The 14,436-nt window shown below is 49.6% G+C and carries 14 protein-coding genes; 6 read left to right on the top strand and 8 right to left on the bottom strand.

Translation table 11 applies throughout. From position 1 onward, the window contains the following. Nucleotides 1–14 precede the first annotated feature (14 nt). Nucleotides 15–1,022, top strand: coding sequence for a tetratricopeptide repeat protein (locus ACQ6WK_RS01080; protein WP_432798894.1), 1,008 nt, complete (start codon nt 15–17; stop codon nt 1,020–1,022). Between the two features lie 74 nt (nt 1,023–1,096). Here ACQ6WK_RS01080 and ACQ6WK_RS01075 read toward each other — a convergent pair whose 3' ends face one another. Further along, on the bottom strand, nt 1,097–1,579 hold the full coding sequence (locus ACQ6WK_RS01075) for a hypothetical protein (RefSeq protein WP_432798893.1): 483 nt from the start codon (nt 1,577–1,579) through the stop codon (nt 1,097–1,099). Between the two features lie 189 nt (nt 1,580–1,768). After that, nucleotides 1,769–2,401: an adenylate kinase family protein gene (locus ACQ6WK_RS01070; protein ID WP_432798892.1), complete on the bottom strand. Its 633-nt coding sequence runs from the start codon at nt 2,399–2,401 to the stop codon at nt 1,769–1,771. A 160-nt stretch (nt 2,402–2,561) separates the two neighbouring features. On the opposite strand from ACQ6WK_RS01070, the gene ACQ6WK_RS01065 reads away from it, so the two are divergent. Further along, complete coding sequence (locus ACQ6WK_RS01065) at nt 2,562–3,950, top strand: anaerobic sulfatase maturase (RefSeq protein ID WP_432798891.1); 1,389 nt, start codon at nt 2,562–2,564, stop codon at nt 3,948–3,950. A gap of 264 nt (nt 3,951–4,214) precedes the next feature. On the opposite strand, the gene ACQ6WK_RS01060 is transcribed toward ACQ6WK_RS01065, so the two are convergent. The 4 genes from ACQ6WK_RS01060 to ACQ6WK_RS01045 form a co-directional block, all read right to left on the bottom strand. Next, nucleotides 4,215–4,535, bottom strand: a complete 321-nt coding sequence (locus ACQ6WK_RS01060; protein WP_432798890.1) for a DUF4190 domain-containing protein — start codon at nt 4,533–4,535, stop codon at nt 4,215–4,217. A 251-nt stretch (nt 4,536–4,786) separates the two neighbouring features. Next, nucleotides 4,787–6,607 carry a sulfatase-like hydrolase/transferase gene (locus ACQ6WK_RS01055; protein WP_432798889.1) on the bottom strand — a complete coding sequence of 607 codons (1,821 nt, stop codon included), beginning with the start codon at nt 6,605–6,607 and terminating at the stop codon, nt 4,787–4,789. A gap of 221 nt (nt 6,608–6,828) precedes the next feature. Continuing rightward, nucleotides 6,829–8,634 (bottom strand): phosphoenolpyruvate carboxykinase (GTP), encoded by a 1,806-nt coding sequence (locus tag ACQ6WK_RS01050; protein WP_432798888.1) that lies wholly within the window; start codon nt 8,632–8,634, stop codon nt 6,829–6,831. A 293-nt stretch (nt 8,635–8,927) separates the two neighbouring features. Next, nucleotides 8,928–10,346 carry a hypothetical protein gene (locus ACQ6WK_RS01045; protein ID WP_432798887.1) on the bottom strand — a complete coding sequence of 473 codons (1,419 nt, stop codon included), beginning with the start codon at nt 10,344–10,346 and terminating at the stop codon, nt 8,928–8,930. Between the two features lie 236 nt (nt 10,347–10,582). On the opposite strand from ACQ6WK_RS01045, the gene ACQ6WK_RS01040 reads away from it, so the two are divergent. Both ACQ6WK_RS01040 and ACQ6WK_RS01035 read left to right on the top strand, forming a co-directional pair. Then, nucleotides 10,583–10,738 carry a hypothetical protein gene (locus ACQ6WK_RS01040; protein ID WP_432798886.1) on the top strand — a complete coding sequence of 52 codons (156 nt, stop codon included), beginning with the start codon at nt 10,583–10,585 and terminating at the stop codon, nt 10,736–10,738. 28 nt (nt 10,739–10,766) lie between these two features. Continuing rightward, nucleotides 10,767–10,895, top strand: coding sequence for a hypothetical protein (locus ACQ6WK_RS01035; RefSeq protein WP_432798885.1), 129 nt, complete (start codon nt 10,767–10,769; stop codon nt 10,893–10,895). 7 nt (nt 10,896–10,902) lie between these two features. Here ACQ6WK_RS01035 and ACQ6WK_RS01030 read toward each other — a convergent pair whose 3' ends face one another. Further along, entirely contained in the window at nt 10,903–11,994 is a 1,092-nt protein-coding gene (locus tag ACQ6WK_RS01030; RefSeq protein WP_432798884.1) for a hypothetical protein, read from the bottom strand. A gap of 66 nt (nt 11,995–12,060) precedes the next feature. Here ACQ6WK_RS01030 and ACQ6WK_RS01025 point away from each other — a divergent pair, with 66 nt between their 5' ends. Both ACQ6WK_RS01025 and ACQ6WK_RS01020 read left to right on the top strand, forming a co-directional pair. Further along, nucleotides 12,061–12,405: a Rieske (2Fe-2S) protein gene (locus ACQ6WK_RS01025; RefSeq protein ID WP_432798883.1), complete on the top strand. Its 345-nt coding sequence runs from the start codon at nt 12,061–12,063 to the stop codon at nt 12,403–12,405. Nucleotides 12,406–12,494: 89 nt separating this feature from the next. Further along, nucleotides 12,495–13,883: a M20/M25/M40 family metallo-hydrolase gene (locus ACQ6WK_RS01020; RefSeq protein ID WP_432798882.1), complete on the top strand. Its 1,389-nt coding sequence runs from the start codon at nt 12,495–12,497 to the stop codon at nt 13,881–13,883. On the opposite strand, the gene ACQ6WK_RS01015 is transcribed toward ACQ6WK_RS01020, so the two are convergent. Further along, nucleotides 13,873–14,022 (bottom strand): hypothetical protein, encoded by a 150-nt coding sequence (locus ACQ6WK_RS01015; RefSeq protein WP_432798881.1) that lies wholly within the window; start codon nt 14,020–14,022, stop codon nt 13,873–13,875. The genes ACQ6WK_RS01020 and ACQ6WK_RS01015 overlap by 11 nt on opposite strands. Between the last annotated feature and the right edge of the window lie 414 nt (nt 14,023–14,436).

Here is a 14,436-nt window from a genome sequence, read left to right as displayed (position 1 = left end):
GCATCTAAAGCATCATGAAAAAAACCATTCACACATCATCATGCCTCGTCCTCACACTCGCCACCGCAATGTTCACCACAGGCTGCGCCGGCAATAAAAAAACAACAAACACCGCTGCCGATCTCGCACCCAATAGCCACGCCAAACTCCTTTATGACGAAGCCGTTGATTACCGACAGGCAGGCTATCTCGATGCCGCTCTTGCGACCTTTGGCCTCGCCCTCGAAGAAAACCCCTCACTCACCGAAGCCCATCTTGGCATGGGACACATCTACCGCGCGCAAGGCAATCTTCCCGTAGCTGAGAATGCCTACAATCGCGCTCTAGAAGCCAATCCAGAATCTTACGACGCCAACTACTATCTTGGGCTCACCTTCCAATTACAAGGCAACGTCGCTGGCGCCATCAACCAATACCTCCGCGCGATTGTTATCTCGCCTTATCGCATCGAAGCCAATCGTGATATTGCTGCGGCCTACCTACAGACCGGCTCTCCCGACTCCGCTCTTCAATACGCCGAAGCGGCTGTCGAACTTGCGCCAGAGTCACAAGCGGCTTGGTGTAACCTCGCGGCTACCTGTAACCTGCTCGGTGACTACAAACGTGCAGTCGATGCCTATCGAGAGGCGGCCGAACTCGGCAAACTTTCTGGAACAATTATTCCTGGTTTCGCCAATGCACACATCAAACAGAAGAACTACAACCGTGCGGTCAATCTGCTTTCACCTCTTGCAGAAAAAACAACTGATCCACTCATCCTTGAGCGTCTTGCTTTTTCCCAGTTCAAACTCCGTAAATTTGATGAGGCACTAGAACACTATCAACAAGCACTCGCGGCAAAGCCGAATGATACCGCCTCTTTGAATGGTATCGGGGCGTGTTATATGACTAAGTTCATTCAGTCCGGGCGCAAAGAGCGTGACTTCAAAACAAAAGCCTACGAGGCATGGCGTAAATCACTAAACCTAAACGCCAAACAGGCACATATTGCTGACCTGCTCGTCCGCTACAAAGGCATTTAACATTACAATAAAATACATCGCACAAAAAAAGCTCACACCATTGTGTGAGCTTTTTCTTTACATCTCTCCAGCCATTAGTCAATCAATCTCAACTCACCTTGAACAATCTTCAACGAACTGCCATCTGGAAATTGAATGGTTGTATCACTTGCACCAACATCGCTTCCGTCAAGCAACGAATCCAGCGACACAACATAACTCGTCCCAACCGGCACATGCTTCTCATCTGAAGATGAGGTCACGATCCAAGAATATACTCTTTGATCTGTACTTAATTCGCCCTCACCCTGAATATCTACCAACGATCCAATAGTTAAGCTCCCCACCCCCAAATTCATGATTGAACTGCTGCTATACATTATTGAACCTTGACTGCCAGTAAGAGAAAGCGTCCCACCGCCATTATTAAAAGACAGCGTTGATTCATCGTCAATGAGTGGAGCTGAACCTATATCACCCGAACCGGAGCCGCCACCTCCACCACAACCAAGCACAACAGAGATCATCGCAAAAAATAGTACGGCAGGCATATACCAATAGTTCAATAGCTTTGACACCGGAAATCTCCCAGGAAGTTAAAATGTTTCCACTCGAAAGGAAGTGAACTAGGATTGATTCCTCCCGAAATACGTCACGCCACTGTTATATTTCAGCGGATACAAATAGTCAAAAACCGCCTAAGGCACATAGAAAACGAACCACCCCATTTTAACAATCCCAATCTATTCTCTTCTCAACTATAATTCTCAAATCCCCAAACCTTCTCGAATAAGTCGCTGCACTTCTGCGGAATCTTTTGAAGCATCAACCTTAATCACCTGTTCTTTCTTACCCATCACCGCGATCGCCGGCTCAGTTCCTTCGTGGTAATCTTTCATGCGCTTGCGTACCGCAGCTTCATTATCATCCGCGCGCTGCACCAATCTTCCCCCGCAAACATCACACACCCCATCAACTTTTGGCCGGTGATAAAATAGGTTGTAATCCAAGCCGCATTTACTGCATAGTCTCCGACTTAAAACGCGTTTCATCACGACATCATCACTCACATCCAAATGAATCACCGCATCGATGTCATACTTTTCAATGAAGAATACAGCCTGCGCTTTGTTACGTGGAAACCCATCAAGTACAAACCCATAATTCCAGTCATGCTCTTCCAGACGCTCACTCACCACTTCCTGAACAATATCATCTTCAACAAGATTGCCACCCTCAATACCTCGCCGCACCTTCGCGCCGAGTTTTGTATGCGCCTGAATATGCCAACGAAAAATATCTCCCACGCTGATGTGCACTAAGTCATAATCGTCGCATAGACGCTTCGCTTGGGTCCCTTTGCCGCTACCCTGCACACCCATGATGACATACTTTTTCATCCTTACATTCCTCTTACACGACCGTACAGCCCCGCCATTGCGGATCTGACAGTTTATACAACGTTATGGCGGTAACTGTCTCTTGTACCTGTAAATTCATTCCCCTAAACTAGCGGCAATGATTGCGAAACCCAAACTGCAGCCCAGCAAAGCAACGATCATGATCAAGCCCGTTGGGGCCGCATGTAATCTCGATTGCACGTATTGCTATTACCTTCCCACACATGACCTCTATGGTTCGCCCGCACATCGGATGTCATACGATACGCTGGAGAATCTTTTCAAAACTATTCTACCGCATTGCGAACAGCGCGTCTCTATCGCATGGCAAGGCGGCGAGCCAACACTTGCTGGGCTCGAGTTCTTTGAAAAAGCGGTCGCCCTACAAAAACAATACAAAAAGCCTGATCAAGAAATTGAAAATGCACTACAAACCAATGGTACGCTTCTGGATGATAAATGGTGTGAGTTCCTCGCTAACAACAAGTTCCTCATCGGCCTTTCCTGTGACGGGCCGCCACACCTGCACGACCATTACCGCTATGATCACCAACATCGCCCATCATCACAGAACGTCATGCGTGGGCTCAAGCTGCTACAGAAGCACCGCGTAGAATACAATATCCTCACTGTACTGAATGATCACAACGTCAAACATCCCGAGGATGTTTATAACTACATTCTCAATCTCGGCGCGCGTTTCGTTCAATTCATTCCTGCTGTTGAATGGGACGAAACCGTCGAAGAGTTCACCTCTGGCTTCCCCCCTGAAAACCCTGGCGTCAAAGACTGGGTCATTAAACCCAAAGACTACGGCACATTCCTCTGCAAAGTCTTCGACCTATGGAACAAACGTCATCGAACCCACGTCTCCATCCAGATGATCGACGTGATGCTCAATCAATATCTCTTCAATAATTCCTCACTTTGTGTCCATTCGAACTCCTGCCATAACCAACTTACCGTTGAGCACGACGGCGCGATCTATGGCTGCGACCATTACGTCAATGCGCGATGGCAGATTGGACATGTCTCCGACAAAACATGGAAGCCGATTACACAGCCTTCCCCGGGATCGGTTCCGCTTACCATCGGCTCAACCAACGAGCCAGACCGTCCCGAGTGGTCACAGTCTCCCTTTGAAAAGGACTGGTTCCAATCAGTCGATACTGAAACATTTGGTGATTTTGCCACACGTAAAATGAATCTCCCACCGGACGAGTGCGGCAAGTGTGAATATCAACGATTCTGCTATGGCGGCTGCCCAAAGCATCGTCCACATCGCGGCGATAAAACTGAAAAAACCTATCTCTGCGAAGGCTACTACATGTTCTATGAACATGCCTTGCCTAAACTCGAAGAGATTGCGCGGCACTATCGAATACATGGTGAATTACCACCACCTGAAATGGAAATCGAGCGACAACAAAAACTCGCTGAACAGGGCCGTCATCCTGCGGCACGAATCAATCCAAATGAGATCGGTCGTAACGACCCCTGCCCTTGCGGGTCAGGACTCAAATTCAAAAAATGCTGCGGCAAGCATTAACTGTCACTTCGCCATTGCCGCATATCAAAAAATGTCCGGACACATACATGCCCGGACAAAGCCCCAAACCACACACCTAACCGCAACAGGTTAGTGTCACGAATAGTTGTTAAGCTGAAAACACGGCCGCTTGCCATGCCCAAACTACATCAGACGGTTAAACGAACCAGCCTTCACCTCATGCCTTGGAACAAAGAATATCTGTTCCAAGCGTGAAGCTCGGGGGTACATATACGCCACATGCTCCAATGACTAATCTATGATCTACCACAACAAAAGTTGTGTAGTGTTGACGGTTGTTTCGTCTTGCACCACTTCGTAGCCACCCACAATCATGCTAATGATTGCCAGCCCGATAGCGATGATACCCAGCACGATACTGGCAGTTGCCATACCACCTTCGCCCCGTTTTTTCGCAGATACTCCCAGGATCAAACCCACGATCCCAGTCGGCAAACCCACGATCGGCACGCAAGAACTCACCACGCCGACAATACCGAGCACCAAGGCCGATATTGCAAGACCATGCCCTTCAGATGCACTTCCGCTTTCTCCTTGCCCTTCTGATTTGTGCTCATCATTCATGAGAAAATCTCCATCATCGTATTATGCACATGTTAAAGAGCTGATAATGCAGACGGGAACAGCTCCGGCCCCCCCTTCATCGTCCTATCCTATGGCAAAGCAATATACCCCCTTTCCCCGCATCCCCTAGGTTCTACTCCCACGACCGATATTGATGCCTTAAACATTTCAGGCACTATCTTTATAAATAAAAAATGCTAGCTTCCGCTAGCATTGCTACAACTACATCTCCTGCGATAATCACCTAAACACTATGGCGTTGTAATCTCATCCGTGGCTGAAACAAATCTAATATGCCCAATAGATGGCCCCTCTTTTGCTGGTTCAATCTCCGCCCGTAGCGTATAGTTTCCATCCATGTCGTACTGCTGTAAATCTAACTCAAATAGCGTTTTTGTATGCTTCTGTTTGAAAATATAACCTCCACCAATCTGCGCGCTTTCTGCAATATGGTCGTCTCGAGCAACCTCAACACCATTACAAAACAGAACAACCTGACGAATACGAACATCCCCCACACCTTTATATTGTTGTATGCGAAACGTTTGCGTCCCCGAACTTTTGATGAATGCACTAACGTCCCAGCTACACTCTGCTTGGCCATTAGCTATCCAACTTCCAATCACAAGCCCTAATCGCTTACGATCAAACTCTTGGTTTATGCTTTCGCGCATTTCAACCAATTTGGGATACTTCGCATAACTATCAGCCAGCGCCTGCTCAAGAGTTTGCCTTGCCACAGCACTTTTTTGTGTATCCTGATGCGTAAAAATTGGATTCAATTCTTCTCGATCATCCACAGCATACAATCTACCATCCCAATACAATTTGTATTCATGGTTTCGTACATAGATACATCGTCGCTCAGCACGGATACTGATCGAGGGATAATATGAAAGCAAAAATTCTTTGGCACGACCTTTCTCACCGACAATCCTTGGGAGAAAACTTCTGCCATCAACATCGTATTCTCTCGGAACCTTTAAACCAACAGCATCTGCAATTGTTGGCAACACATCCGTGAAATCGATCAGGTCACTAAATATTGCCCCACTACCTGCCTGCGTCCCAAGCCTTGCAACCATCGGCACACGATTACCTGAAAATTGTGGATAGCTCTTGCCACCATACATCTTGGCGCCATCCCATTCGTAACCAAGCATTGGGTATGTACCATTGTCGGAAGTGATCAATATCAATGTATTGTCATAAATACCGTGCGTTTTCAGCCTATCAATCACGTTGCCAATAAGCATATCTGCATAGAAAACCATATCCTTGAAGTTCTTTTGGATATTCGCTTCTTGTGGCTTCAGTTTATCTGACTCAACGCCATCCCCAACTGTTAGTGGCGTTGTAACAAACGGCCAGTGTGCCAACATCATCGGATAGTAAACAAAAAAAGGTTCTGCTTGATGTTTATCAATGAATCCAAGCACACGATCATTCACAACATCGGGCCCAAACCGATCTTTAATCCCAAGCACACCGCCTTGATTATCAACCAGCGCGGGTTTATAAAATCGGGCACCGCCTTTCACATTCTTCATCTCTGTGTTTTTGGGTGTATAGGCGTGCAAACAAAATTCATCAAAACCAAAACCTTCCGGCGTGCCATTGATTAGATTTTCACGGCTCTCCTTCGCGCTTGACAACTGCCACTTACCAAACACCCCTGTTGCGTAGCCTGCATCACGTAACAAATTCCCGAACGTCTTTTCCTTCGGATTCAAATATGCAAATCGATCATAGTTTTTGAAGTTATGCCGCCCGGTCATTAATTTCACACGTGATGGCGTGCAGATGGGCGTTGATTCACATTGATTAAACGTTACACCTTCACTGGCAAGCCGATTGATATTTGGCGTCTGTAACTCAGATCGACCAAGTGTTTCAAAGCATTCATAACCCGTATCGTCAAGCATAATCAGCACAACATTTGGCTGCCCATTCAGGCCTGTTGACTGAAATTGATTTTTTGCAACAAGGGTTCCATGCCATACTGCGCCTAAACCCATCGCACTCATTCCAATTGCTGCTGCAGATTTAACGAATTCACGTCTTCCAATCATGTCAACATCTCCATATAACACTCACTGTACATTCGAAAAATGAACAGCCAAAACAATTTAAAATGCGGTGTGTGCAATCGTATGCTATCATATTTCGGATCGCTCCGAAAGATTGGCTATGATTATAATTTCATCTTGTGGCAACCAAATCCTCCACATAAAAAAACAACCCTCAGCGTGAGCCGAGGGTTGCATTGATTTTATCCAGATTGAAAATCCGCTTATTTCGCAGCGTTCAAACGTGCCTTAAGTGCCTCGAGTTGCTTGGTGAGGCGAGCTGGGAGCTTGTCGCCGAACTTGGCGAAGTATTCTTCGATCTTGCCAGCAACGTCGAGCCATTCGCCAGCGTCAACCTTCATGAGTGCGTCCCAGTCCTTGTCAGACATGTCAAGACCTTCGAGGTCCATCGCAGCCTTGGTTGGGAGCTTACCGATTGGGCTGTCTACTGCTTCAGCCTTGTCGTCGCAACGCTCAACGACCCACTTGAGGACGCGTGAGTTTTCGCCGAAACCAGGCCAGAGCCACTTGCCGTCTTCGTCCTTACGGAACCAGTTGACGTAGAAGACCTTAGGCATCTTGTCGCCGCCCTTGTCGCCCATGTCGAGCCAGTGTCCCCAGTAGTCAGCCATGTTGTAGCCGATGAATGGGAGCATCGCCATTGGGTCGAAGCGGAGTTCGCCGAGGCCACCTGCTGCCGCAGCAGTCTTCTCTGAAGACATTGCAGCACCGAGGAATGTGCCGTGTTCCCAGTCAGAAGCTTCGAGAGCTAGTGGCTGAGTTGTTGCACGACGGCCGCCGAAGAGGATCGCGTCGATTGGAACGCCTTCTGGGTCAGCCCAGTTAGCTGCGATGACAGGGCACTGTGCTGCAGGAGCGGTGAAGCGAGCGTTCGGGTGAGCTGCTTTCTTGCCGCCGTCTGGAGTCCAGTCGTTGCCGTTCCAGTCGATGAGGTGACCTGGGACGTCGCCATCGATTTCTTCCCACCATACATCGCCGTCGTCTGTGAGAGCGACGTTGGTGAAGATTGAGTTTTCTTTGAGTGATTCCATCGCGTTCGGGTTGGAGTGGTAGTTTGTACCAGGAGCAACGCCGAAGAAACCAGCTTCTGGGTTGATCGCGTAGAGGCGGCCATCTTCCTTGAACTTCATCCAAGCGATGTCGTCACCGACGCACTCAACTTTCCAGCCAGGGATGGTTGGGTTCATCATTGCGAGGTTAGTCTTACCACATGCTGATGGGAATGCAGCTGCAACGTACTTCTCAACGCCTTCAGGGCTTGTGAGCTTGAGGATAAGCATGTGCTCAGCCATCCAGCCTTCACGTTTAGCCATGGTTGAAGCGATACGGAGAGCGAAACACTTCTTACCGAGGAGTGCGTTGCCGCCGTAGCCTGAACCGAAGGACCAGATTTCGTTGGTTTCTGGGAAGTGAGTGATGTACTTGTTGTCAGCGTTACATGGCCATGCAGCTGATTTTTCGCCGTCTGCGAGAGGTGCGCCGACGGAGTGAACACATGGGACGTATTCACCGTCTTCGCCGAGAACGTCGAGGACGTCCTTACCTACGCGGGTCATGATGTGCATGTTTGCGAGGACGTATGGTGAGTCGGTGATTTCAACGCCGATGTGAGCGATTGGTGAGCCGACAGGACCCATGGAGAATGGGATGACGTACATGGTACGACCCTTCATGCAGCCCTTGAAGAGAGGCATGAGAATGTCGCGCATTTCCTTGGGATCTTTCCAGTTGTTGGTTGGACCAGCGTCAATTTCTTTTTCGCAGCAGATGAATGTGCGGTCTTCAACGCGTGCGACGTCGGCTGGGTCAGAGAAGATCAGAACAGAGTTAGGCTTCTTTTCTTGGTTGAGCCACTGTGCTGTGCCACCCTCAACCATGAGGTTGAGCATGTTCTGGTACTCTTCCTTTGAGCCGTCAGCGATGTAAACATCATCCGGCGTGGTCAGCGCTTTGATCTCGTCGATCCAGGCCAACAGTTTCTTGTGATTGGTCAGGGTTGCATTCGTCATGGTAGCACCTTAAATGTAGTTTTAAAAAGGGTTTAAGGTTTCTCACACAGAGCGTGAGGCCCGTCCAACACGCGGCGGATCGGGCATGTTTCTTGGTTTTCATCCCCATCCGTGCGGGCTTTGCACCCGTCGCCCCAAGCTGATTCCCTCCCCAGCACCAATACCATACCAATCTGTCCTTTTTTTGCAATTCGGACACTTTGGTCCTCACATCATTAACCCAATTCAAACACCCTGAATCCTCCATTACATGCCCCTACACCCTCAACATCGACCCTTGACCGTCAAGAATCTCACTCGATTTTTGTTTTTTTTTGATCCATCGCTGCATTGGCCCCCACCGCACTTTTTCTGTTCCGTCCGGCCACATCTAGCACCCGCAACACAGCACTTTCACTCTGCCCGACATGCCGTACTTTCCCGCCTTTCTCGGCGACTATTACCCACGGGAGGCTCCCTGCACTAATTTCTGTGAGGGTCTGCTGCGCCCGTGCCCCACTTGCTCGCACCATCACTCGTCGCCATCTTGCATCTACCATCGACGTGATTTTGTCGTCTTTACCCTCCACATCCAATACCACACGCACCACAACCAAATCTGCCATCCCTTGCGTGCCCAACTCCGCTTTCACCTGCTCAAACGCCGCATCGCGCAGACGGTCCCCAACCACATCATCTGCCTCACTAACCACGAGCAACTGTACCTTGTCGGCATGCTTAGTTGATTCCCAAATCCGCCCGGTTGTATCAAGCGCCACCTTCACATCAAGCGGCTCACCGAGTAACTCACCCATCACTTCCATCGCACCAAACCCGGCCAACCGCATATCATCTTCACCCCAACCTGCACGTAATTCCTCGAACAACATCATCCCCTTCTCGGTCATCCCACATTGTTGATACAGCGCAAGCAAACCCAATTGAACCTGTTCCAGTACATCCTTTGCTACCATTGGTCCAACAGATTCATTTTCTTTGGCTTGATCCATCACTAACTTTTCAAGATCACTTGCTGCCATCTCCATCAGATAAACCGCATGGCCTTGCTTATCTGTTGTTGTGGCACCGGCATCTTTCTCTAAGAGAGCTGCCTGCAATTGCCAATATCGCGCCATGGCTTCGACATCACGTCCACCAATCTTAGACATATCACGGGCCGCACTCCGCAACAAGCCGATCCGCCTTGCCTGCTTACTCGAATCTTCCTTCTCCTGTGAAACATCCCGAGCTAATGCATATTGTGCCCGCACACTCAGCATGGCTGCCTGCATCCGTTGGTCGCGTGCCACTTGATCATCCTTCACAATCACGCCCGCCTGCTCACCAATCTTTGCGACATCCGCCCGAGCAACCTCACCTTGATCCGATCGCAATGTCCCATCGTCATGGACCAGCTTAACCATTGCCTCGCCCATCCCCGACAACTTCATAGCGGTCACTTGTGCTTGCAGTCGTGCGATCTTGCCACGTAATTTTTCTTTGCTCTCAGCAGTAGCTGACTTTGTGGATGAAGAATCTTTCAAAGCCTCTTGTTTTTCAGCATTCTTCTCCGGCTTGGCTGCTTCAGGTTTTATAGGCGACTCAGCTGTTTTCTTTTCCGCTGCGTCCTTTACCTCTGCGCCTTGCACCACACAACAGAACACCGTCCCACAAGTAACCGCCACACATATCGCACTAACCACCCCGCCAAATACCGCTTCCAACTTTCGCATCTTGATCATCCTCGCTCAATTTTTCATCGCAAAAATATCATTATCTTTCCTGCGAAACGCAGGTTTCAGGACCTTTGTACCCCCCACCCTTCCGCCACGCAATACCCAAACCTGCATACCGCAAGATCAATTTTCCCACCCCCGCATATTCTGCGAATCACCCCCTTTTCAGTCTTCTTACGACCTTTACAATACAGCCCGAATAACTAAAAATTTCCATCACAAGGGGACCAATCATGCTCGCCATCACCACTATGATCACACATGCGATCGAACCCACTCTCGCCTTCTTTCACTTCCCCGGCTACCGGAGCCCATACACCAGCCTCTTCATGATCCCCGTTTTCATCCTCCTCTATATCCTCTACCGCAGTCTCGACAAACATTTTTAATCCACTAATTAATCATTCCACACATACCATGCGCACCATTCATATCCACGACATCAACCTCGTCTTCAATCTCCCCCTCATCGTTCAACTCTGGATCTATGCCGCCATCATCATCGTTCTGTTGCTTGTGGTGATCCTCTTCACCAAAAACAAATAACTGCGTCTTAATCACTCCAGCCAATCTTCGAGCCAGGTATTTCACGCATCGTTCCTACTGCATTTGCCAGTACCAACCCCGCCACACTACCGCTAGTATCTGAATCTCCACCTTCAATGTGAGAACCCAACGGCCCGCCCATCCCTGGCCCCAATCGCCAGTTCGCCTCACAATCATGAATCTGCTGATCGGCAAAAATCCGCGTCGCCATGCTGGCCGCAAAACCGTGCACACCCCACGGCTGCGCCGTCGTATGGTCTGGCTGCGTGTTCATCAAATGATGACCCATTACCTTGCTTCCCGCCTCCCACCAATCCTCTCGCTTCTGACGAATTGCCAAGTTCACCACACCATGCACACATACCAACTCCCGATACCACCATGCATCCAATAAATCTCCACCCCCGGAAGTACCACCCTCGGCATCAAATTTCCGAAACTCTCCATCATCCCCTAGCCCATCAACCAATCGGCTTACCAAAATGTCTACCACGTCCCCTACCTTCTTCCCCACATACATCTCACCATATACCGCTTGTGCATCTTCGCCTCGAATCCAGTTCAAGCACATCGCACCAAGCACAATCTCATCAATCCCCGGCCCTCGGAAGCTGGTTCCGTTTTCATCCGTCCTTTTTTCACCGGACCCATTTGGAATCGCCTTCTCAATCGCATACTTCCCCGCCCATACAAAACCCTTCGCCGCCGTCGTTGCCAACACAAGCAGCTCATCCTGTTCCGCTTGCTTTAGATTCTCCCACACCGTCATCAATGCCTGCCAGAACAAATCCACCACCAAGCCGTGATAGCTCCGCCGCGTGAAACCGGGCCCATCTTCAAACCGCGCGCTATACCCCTGCCTTGCGCTAACTTCTCCTGCCTTTGCCAACCACTTCAATCCTTCCTGCAAGCGTTCAATCTCAAAACTTTCAGGTCGCAAAATCACATTTGCCGCAACACCACCAACGCTCACACCAAATACCTCCACACCTTCTTTCTCAGACCCTTCTGAGCCACTACTTTCAGAGGCGGGAGTGGGGGGGACCATCGCACCCGCCAATGACGACATCATCTTCTCATACCGGCTAAAATCACTCATCCACAACTTCCTGACTCACGCGCCATGCGCCTGTTTGATCTAAACCATTTTTACCAGAGCCACACCATGCCCAACTGGACCACCCTCGGCAAGCTACACGATTTCTCGCAAGCTGACCACACCTGCATCACGATCGAAAACATCTCACTGGTCGTCTGCCCTGTAGATAACACATTTCATGTCATCTTAAACGCCTGCCCACACGCCGGCTTGCCCCTCGGTCAAGGCGAACTCCGCGGCAAGGTCATCACCTGCCCTTACCACGGCTACGCTTACAACGTCACCAACGGCCGCAACATTGACTGGCCACACGATGAACCCCCGATCAAAACATTTCCCGTTCGCATCGAGGGCGATACCCTCCAAGCTGATCTCACATCTTCACTCCCTAATACTGCCGAGAACATCTAACCTCTCAATCTCCACTCGCCAGGCTGCCGATACCATACGGGGCCTACAATCACCCCACCCCCGATAATCACATACAAAGAGTCATCAACATGCCTGACCTTTTCCAACAAATCGAAACCGACCATGACGCTGCCGTCGAGCGGCTCATTAACTTCCTCTCCATCCCTTCGGTCTCAACCGATCCGCACTATGCCGACGATGTACAAATCTGCGCCGACTATCTCCGTGATATTTTGAAAAACGATTTCAAACTCAACACAGACACGCATCCCACAGGTGGACACCCAGTCGTCGTCGCCACCACGCCTTCCAATCTTGTCGCTAATCCTTCCGCACCGCATGTGCTTTTCTATGGCCACTACGACGTGCAACCTCCAGACCCGGAAGACAAATGGGAAACCCCACCCTTCAAACCCACCATCCGTGATGGCAAAGTTTATGCTCGCGGATCTTCCGACGACAAAGGACAAGTCTTCTGCTTCATCGAAGCATTGCGTAATCTTCGTGCTGCACATCCCGAACACAAATACCCCTGCCCCATCACGCTTCTGATCGAAGGCGAAGAAGAAATCGGCTCGGCCAACCTTCCACGCTTTATCAAAGATAACAAAGACCTACTTAAAGCTGACATCTGCATCGTCTGCGACACCTCGATGTGGAACGAAACCACACCAGCAATCACTTATGCTTTGCGTGGCTTGCTCTACTTCGACATTCAACTTCACGGCCCGTCGCGCGACTTGCACTCCGGCGTCTACGGCGGCACACTCGCTAACCCATGCAATATCCTCACGCGTGTCCTCGGCAACCTCTTCGACGACAAAAATCGCATCAACATTCCCGGCTTCTACGACGATGTCGATGAAATCACTGCGGCTGAACATTCCGCATGGGACGCACTCAACTTCGATGAAAACGAATTCCTCGGCAAGGTCGGCGCCAAACCCTTCGGCGAACACCGCTTCACCACACTCGAACGACGATGGGCACGCCCCGCCTGCGATATCAACGGCATCTATGGCGGGTACATGGGCAAAGGCGCCAAAACCGTCATCCCAACTTTCGCCGGCGCCAAAGTCTCCTTCCGCATCCCCGCTTCGATGGACCCGGTCAAAACCGCCAAGCTCTTTACCGACTGGCTTAAAAATCAAAATGTCGCCGACCTCGAATGGAAATTTGAATCGCATGGCGTAGCCTACCCCACATCCTCACCACTCGATTCCGAATACATGCAAGCCACCCAAAGCGCGATCCAATCCGTCACCGGCAAGAAACCCGCCATGGTCCGCGAAGGCGCCACCATCCCCATCGTTGCCGACTTCCATCAAGCGCTCGGCCTCGACTCACTCCTCATCGGCTTTGGCCTCGAGACCGACGCCATCCATTCCCCCAACGAACATTTTGGTTTGGACCGCCATCTCCTCGGCATCAAAACCCTCGCGCAAACACTGCTGAATATCTCACAGCTCAAAAAGTAATCCCTCCTTGCTTATCTTGATCTTTTGCAAGCCCACTCGCTCTGCGGGTGGGCTTCTCCATCTCTAATCCCAAGCTCCCCTTCCAGCGACCGCTGGTGGCGGCGTTATCCTGCAACCTCTCATCTTTATTCTCACTCAACAACGTCTTCCGTTATCATAATGCCATAGCAAAATTGAAACCCAACATTTAATCCACCAAAACCAAACATGAAAACATAATCCGCCATCTTCGCAACGCGCTCATTTTTGCTATGGTATTTTTAGCAATCTTTATCACGCTCATACAAATACCCACATCTAAAAACAGCATTATTCTCTTTCAGATCATAAGCTTTATAGCTATCCCATATACCTTTGTTCGCGACAACATCGCACCACTGTTTACCAACGATTATCAAATAACACGACGAATCAGCGTCATAGTATTTTTCCTCTCGCTGTACACGATTGGCTTGCTCTTTTCATTGACATTCAGCTTTGCAAAAAAACAATCCGTAAAAAAATCTCAATTGAATTGCGACGCAATCAAAACAAGTTCAAAATAGACAAACCA

It is taken from the genome of Poriferisphaera sp. WC338, from assembly GCF_050931845.1.
Taxonomy (GTDB): Bacteria; Planctomycetota; Phycisphaerae; order Phycisphaerales; family Phycisphaeraceae; genus Poriferisphaera.
Note: the sequence above shows the minus strand (reverse complement) of the source record. Positions and strands in the feature narration are given on the sequence as shown.